The sequence below is a fragment of the Pseudomonas yangonensis genome (assembly GCF_009932725.1).
Lineage (GTDB): Bacteria > Pseudomonadota > Gammaproteobacteria > Pseudomonadales > Pseudomonadaceae > Aquipseudomonas > Aquipseudomonas yangonensis.
The window spans coordinates 1-349 of sequence record NZ_BLJU01000164.1 but is presented as its reverse complement, the minus strand read 5'-3'; the positions used below and the strand labels follow the sequence as shown (position 1 = coordinate 349).

Here is a 349-nt window from a genome sequence, read left to right as displayed (position 1 = left end):
TTTTCAAGCAGAAGACGGCATACGAGATCTAGTACGGTCTCGTGGGCTGCTACATGTCGCACACGCGCAAGGCGGTGATGCCGGTGGTCGAGCGCGCCGACGCGCTGCTCTGCTACCCGACCCCCTACGAGGGCTTCGAGTATTCGCCGAACATCGTCTACGGCGGTCCGGCGCCGAACCAGAACAGTGCGCCGCTGGCGGCGTACCTGATTCGCCACTACGGCGAGCGGGTGGTGTTCATCGGCTCGGACTACATCTATCCGCGGGAAAGCAACCATGTGATGCGCCACCTGTACCGCCAGCACGGCGGCACGGTGCTCGAGGAAATCTACATTCCGCTGTATCCCTC

General features: G+C 62.5%; 1 pseudogene. It reads left to right on the top strand.

What is annotated here, in order from left to right:
* Positions 1–38 precede the first annotated feature (38 nt).
* A pseudogene (gene amiC, locus GYB81_RS25405) lies at positions 39–349 on the top strand (aliphatic amidase expression-regulating protein AmiC); the annotation flags it as partial.